A 755-nucleotide genomic window follows, 5' to 3' on the forward strand; every position below is an offset into this window, starting at 1 on the left:
CCGCCGTGCTGCTCGGCGCCGAGCTCGTCGCCGAGCCCGTCGAGCCGGTCCCCGCCGCGGTCGCGCCGCTCCGAGCGCACGCGGACGTCGACCTCGCCGACGTCGTGGGCAACCGCGACGCGGTCGAGGCGCTCGAGATCGCGGCCGCCGGCTCGCACCACATGCTCATGATCGGCCCGCCGGGCGCGGGCAAGACGATGCTCGCGACCCGGCTGCCGCAGATCCTGCCGCCGCTGCGCGAGGCGGAGGCGCTCGATGTCGCGTCGCTGCGGTCGCTCGCGGGGGAGCCCGCGCCGCCGCGGCTGGACGTGCTGCCGCCGTTCGAGCAGCCGCACCACTCGGCCACGGCCGTGTCGCTCATCGGCGGCGGCTCGGGCTCCATCCGGCCCGGCGCCGCGGCCCGCGCGACGCACGGCGTGCTCTTCCTCGACGAGGCGCCCGAGTTCCCGCGCGCGGTGCTCGACATGCTGCGCCAGCCGCTCGAGTCGGGCACGATCACGATCCACCGCGCGGCGGGCGTCGCGACCTTCCCCGCACGCTTCCAGCTGCTGCTCGCGGCCAACCCGTGCCCGTGCGGCATGTTCGGCAGCGGCGACTGCTCGTGCGCGCCCCAGCAGCGGCGCCGGTACCTCTCGCGGCTGTCGGGGCCGCTGCTCGACCGGGTCGACCTGCAGGTGCGCGTCGAGCGCGTGCTGCCGGGCGCCGAGGGCGAGCGGCGCACGAGCGCCGACGCGGCCGCCCGGGTCGCCGCTGCC

1 protein-coding gene is annotated in these 755 nt (G+C 78.1%); it reads left to right on the top strand.

All coding sequences use genetic code 11. The features are described from left to right. On the top strand, nucleotides 1-755 hold a 755-nt coding region (locus NWP09_RS13100), incomplete at both ends, for an ATP-binding protein (protein WP_258275922.1).

This window comes from Agrococcus sp. HG114 (assembly GCF_024723325.1).
GTDB lineage: Bacteria > Actinomycetota > Actinomycetes > Actinomycetales > Microbacteriaceae > Agrococcus.